The sequence below is a fragment of the Mesorhizobium sp. M7A.F.Ca.US.006.01.1.1 genome, from assembly GCF_003997935.1.
Classification (GTDB): Bacteria; Pseudomonadota; Alphaproteobacteria; order Rhizobiales; family Rhizobiaceae; genus Mesorhizobium.
Genome location: NZ_RZQL01000389.1, coordinates 1 through 4084, shown reverse-complemented (window position 1 = coordinate 4084; position 4084 = coordinate 1). Strand labels below are relative to the sequence as shown.

The 4084-nt window shown below is 64.1% G+C and carries 6 protein-coding genes; all 6 read right to left on the bottom strand.

Annotation, left to right across the window (positions count from 1 at the left end):
- Positions 1-362, bottom strand: a 362-nt coding sequence (locus tag EN943_RS35535) for an FAD-dependent monooxygenase (protein ID WP_206522878.1), incomplete at its 3' end; no start/stop codon positions are given.
- Positions 362-1414, bottom strand: a complete 1053-nt coding sequence (locus tag EN943_RS35530; RefSeq protein WP_127416446.1) for a 3-carboxy-cis,cis-muconate cycloisomerase — start codon at positions 1412-1414, stop codon at positions 362-364. The genes EN943_RS35530 and EN943_RS35535, both read right to left, overlap by 1 nt.
- 19 nt (positions 1415-1433) lie before the next feature.
- Positions 1434-2048, bottom strand: coding sequence for a protocatechuate 3,4-dioxygenase subunit alpha (gene pcaG / locus EN943_RS35525; protein WP_127416445.1), 615 nt, complete (start codon positions 2046-2048; stop codon positions 1434-1436).
- Positions 2048-2803, bottom strand: coding sequence for a protocatechuate 3,4-dioxygenase subunit beta (gene pcaH / locus EN943_RS35520; RefSeq protein WP_127416444.1), 756 nt, complete (start codon positions 2801-2803; stop codon positions 2048-2050). The genes pcaG and pcaH overlap by 1 nt, the downstream gene beginning before the upstream one ends.
- The gene (gene pcaC / locus EN943_RS35515; RefSeq protein ID WP_127416443.1) at positions 2793-3200 is read right to left on the bottom strand and encodes a 4-carboxymuconolactone decarboxylase; all 408 of its coding nucleotides are present in this window, start codon (positions 3198-3200) and stop codon (positions 2793-2795) included. Before pcaC ends, pcaH begins: the two co-directional genes overlap by 11 nt.
- Positions 3193-4002, bottom strand: a complete 810-nt coding sequence (pcaD, locus tag EN943_RS35510; protein ID WP_127416442.1) for a 3-oxoadipate enol-lactonase — start codon at positions 4000-4002, stop codon at positions 3193-3195. The genes pcaC and pcaD overlap by 8 nt, the downstream gene beginning before the upstream one ends.
- Positions 4003-4084: the final 82 nt, after the last annotated feature.

The following is a 4084-nucleotide window of genomic DNA, read 5'->3' as shown; positions in this document are numbered from 1 at the left end:
ATCGTGGTCAGTCCTGCCGCATCGCGCTTGTCCATCAAATCGTGAGTCACCTCGGTCTGGCCATAGACGGTGACATGCCTGCCGCCGGTCAGCGCTTCGAGATCGATGCGATGCAAGCGTCCGTCGAAGGCGAGCGAGATGCCGGAATGCGGCAGCCCTTCGGCATGCAGCCTTGCCGCCGCGCCGGCCTGCTCCAGCAGTTCGACCGTGCCCTGTTCGAGCACCCCTGCCCGCACGCGGCCAAGCACGTGCTCGCGGCTTGCGCGTTCCAGAATGACCGTCTCGACACCGATGCCGGCCAGCAATTGCCCAAGCAGCAGGCCGGACGGTCCGGACCCGACGATGACGATTTGCGTGCGCATCAGCGGCCGAGACTTTCGACCTGTGCGGCCAGTTCGGCGGCAAGGCGCAGCGACGCGGCCGTTGCGACGACCATCTGCGGCAATAATAGCCACTCCAGCGTCCAGGCCGCGCCCGACCGCTCCTGCTCATGCACGAGCGCGTGATGCATGCCGGCAAGCTGCGTGGCATTGAAGCGGGCAAGCGCCACCAGCGCTTCAGCCTTCACCGGGTTCTGCTTGTGCGGCATGGCCGACGAGCCGCCGCCGCCGGAAAGCTCGATCTCGGTTCCATCCTGTGCCATCAGCGCGATGTCCTGGCCGAACTTGCCGAGGCTGCCTGATACCAGCGACATCAGGCCGGCAAAATCGGCGAGCGCGTCACGCTGGCTCTGCCATTGCGGTGCGTCGCCAAGGCCGAGCTTTGCGGCTAGTGCTGCGCGCACCACCGAACCTTTGTCGCCTAGCTTTTCCAGCGTGCCGGCAGCACCGCCGAACTGCACAACCAGCAGGCGCCTGGACTGTTCCGACAACCTCTCCTGATGCCGTTGCAGCGGCGCCCGCCACGCCCTGACGCGATCGGCCACATTAATCGAAATCGCCTTCTGCATGCGCGTCATTCCAGTCAGCGCCCTGCTTCCAAAGCGCTCTTCGAGCGAAGCGAGGCGCATGACTGTTTCGGTCAACAGCAGATCGAGATGCTCGACGACGGATTTGAGCCGAAGCATCAGGCCGGTGTCGATGACATCCTGGCTGGTCGCACCGAAATGCACTTTCTGGCCATGCGGTTCGCCAGCCGCCGCCCTGATCTGGCGCACGAGTTCCGGCACCATGACGCCGTCCCTGGCGATGCCGGCCCGCAGCAAGGCCGTGTCCGGGCGGAACGTGGCAAGTGCGGCCACGATCGCCGCCGCCGCCTCTCTGGTGATGATCCCGTTTTCGGCCTCGGCTTGAGCCACCGCCCGCTCGAAGACCAGCATTGCATCGATTTCCGCCTCGACGGAAAAGTGCCTCGCCGCCTCGTCGTCGCCGAGAAGAGCGGAGAGCAGTGGGTGGTCGAAGGGCGATACGGTCATGTCCTGCTCCTCCTGACCATCAGCTGTCGAAGAAGACCGTTTCCTTCTCCCCCTGGAGATGGACGTCGAAGACGTAGGTGTCGCCCTGGCGCTCGGCGATCAGCGTCGGCACGCGAACGCGGTGCTCTATGCGCGCCAGGATCGCATCCCCGGCATTGGCCTTTTCCTCATCGGAAAAATACAGCCGTGTGTGCAGGCCGAGATTGATGCCGCGCGCGACGATCCAGAGCGTGATGTGCGGCGCCATCAGGCTTCCATCCCTGAACGGCACGCGACCTGGTTTGATCGTCTCGAACGCACACAGGCCGGTTTCCATGTCGGTCGCGCAACGGCCCCAGCCGAAAAAGTTCGGATCGGCGGTGTCGCGCAATTCGGCGGGCGAATTGTAGAGCCCGTCGGCATCCGCCTGCCAGATCTCGATCAGCGCGTCCTTGAGCGGCGTGCCGGAGCCGTCGAGCACCCGGATGCGCAAGCCGATGCGCTCGCCCCTGGTCTTGTCGTTGACCATGGTCGCACCAAGGTCGGTCGGATAGACGCCGCCGATGCCGCAGAAATTGGGCGTCAGCCCGATATGGACGTAGGGTCCGGCGGTCTGCGAGGGGCTCTCCCGGAGCCGGTCGAGCGATTGAGCCATCAATTGCCCTCCAGCCTGTTTTCGAACAGCGATGCGCGGCGCCCGCGCAGCACGATGTCGAACTTGTAGGCGCGGGCGTCGAAGGGGATCGTTGCTTGCATGTCGAGCGTGGCGATCAGCGTTTCGATGGCTGCCTTGTCGGGGATGCCGCGCACGATCGGGCATTGCCAGATCAGCGGATCGCCCTCGAAATACATCTGCGTGATCAGCCGCTGCGCGAAGCCGTGGCCGAAGACCGAGAAATGGATGTGCGAGGGCCGCCAGTCGTTCGGCCCGTTCGGCCAGGGATAGGGACCGGGCTTGACGGTGCGAAAGGCATAGCCGCCATCGTCGCCTGTAATGGCGCGCCCGCAGCCGCCGAAATTCGGATCGAGCGGCGCCAGATAACCGTCCTTCTTGTGGCGGTAGCGGCCGCCGGCATTGGCTTGCCAGAATTCGAGCAGCGCGCCGGGTACGCCAACACCGCGTTCGTCGAGCACCCGGCCATAGACGATGATGCGCTCGCCGAGCGCGCTCTCGCCGGGCCTGGCGAAATTGTGGATCAGGTCGGCGTCGAGTTCGCCCAATATCGCGTGGCCGAAAACGGGACCTGCAATCTCCGACAGCGTGTTGTCGAACGACAGCAGCGCCTTCTGCGGCGAACGCAGCACGGAGGTCTTGTAATTCGGCGTCAGAACAGGCGGATGCCAGGTCCGGTCGCGCTGGAAGAAGGCGCCGGTCTCGGGCCTCCGGTTCGAGCCGGACTCAGCGGGCATTCTGGCTTCCGTCCATTTCCGAAAACACGTCCTTGGCTATTCTGAAGGCACGGTTGGCGGCCGGCACGCCGGCATAGATGGCGACATGCAGGAACGCCTCGCAGATATCGTCGCGCGAGGCGCCGGTGTTGACGGTGGCGCGCACATGCATAGCAACCTCCTCATCATGGCCGAGTGCGGCCAGCAGCGCCAGCGTGACGATCGAACGCTCACGCTTGGTCAAGCCCGGCCGCGCCCACACGGTTCCCCAGGCGGCCTCGGTGATCAGCTCCTGGAAAGGCTGGTCGAAATCGGTGGCGGCGACCTCGGCCCGGTCGACATGGCGGTCGCCGAGCACGAAGCGCCGCACCGCGAGGCCGGTGCGATATCTGGCTACGTTGCCGGGGACTTCATCCATGGGTTTCTGCTCCAGGGGCAAGCGATGCGATAAAACCGCGGATCAGGGCTAACAGCGCTTCAGGCTGTTCGACGCAAGGAATGTGCCCGGCGTCGCGGATGATTTCAAAGCGCGCGCCGGGGATCAGCGCGGCCAGCGAGCGGACGAGATCGGGAGGCGTCGAGCCATCCTGGTCGCCGGCGACGCAGAGCGTCGGCACCGCGATGTGGCGTGCAGCATCGGTGAAATCCGCATCGCGAACGGCCGCGCAAGTCCCGAGATAGCCGGCAAGCCCTTGCCTCGTCATCATGTTCCAATAGCCGTCGAGCTCTGCCAGACGCGCCGTGTGGAAGGCGGGGGTGAACCACACTTTGAGCACGCCATCGGCAATGGCCTGGATGCCCTTGCTTTCGACGGTCGCGATGCGTGTGTTCCAGCTCTCCGCCGTGCCGATCTTGTGGGCCGTGTCGCAGAGGATCATGGCATCTAGGATATCGGGGCGCCTAGCATAGAGCCCCTGCGCGATCATGCCGCCGACCGACAGGCCGCACAGCACGACCTTGCTCAAGCCGAAATGATCGATGAGGCCTAAGAGATCATCGACATGATCGTCGATCGACCTGATGTCGCCGATATCGGACAGCCCGTGACCGCGTTTGTCGTAGACCAGCAGCGGCATTTCACCATCGAGTGCCGAGACAATTTCGTCCCAGATCCGGAAGTCGGTGCCAAGCGAATTGATGAATATGATCGGGCGCGCATTGCCGGTCGCCTTGATGTGGCGATGGTGCAGCGTGATGCCGCCGATGGTGACGAATGGCACGATTTCGGTCCTCCATCCCCACATTGCACAAGGCGTTTGGTTCAGTAAAATGATATTTTGCGCCGTTTCATTAACTCAGAGG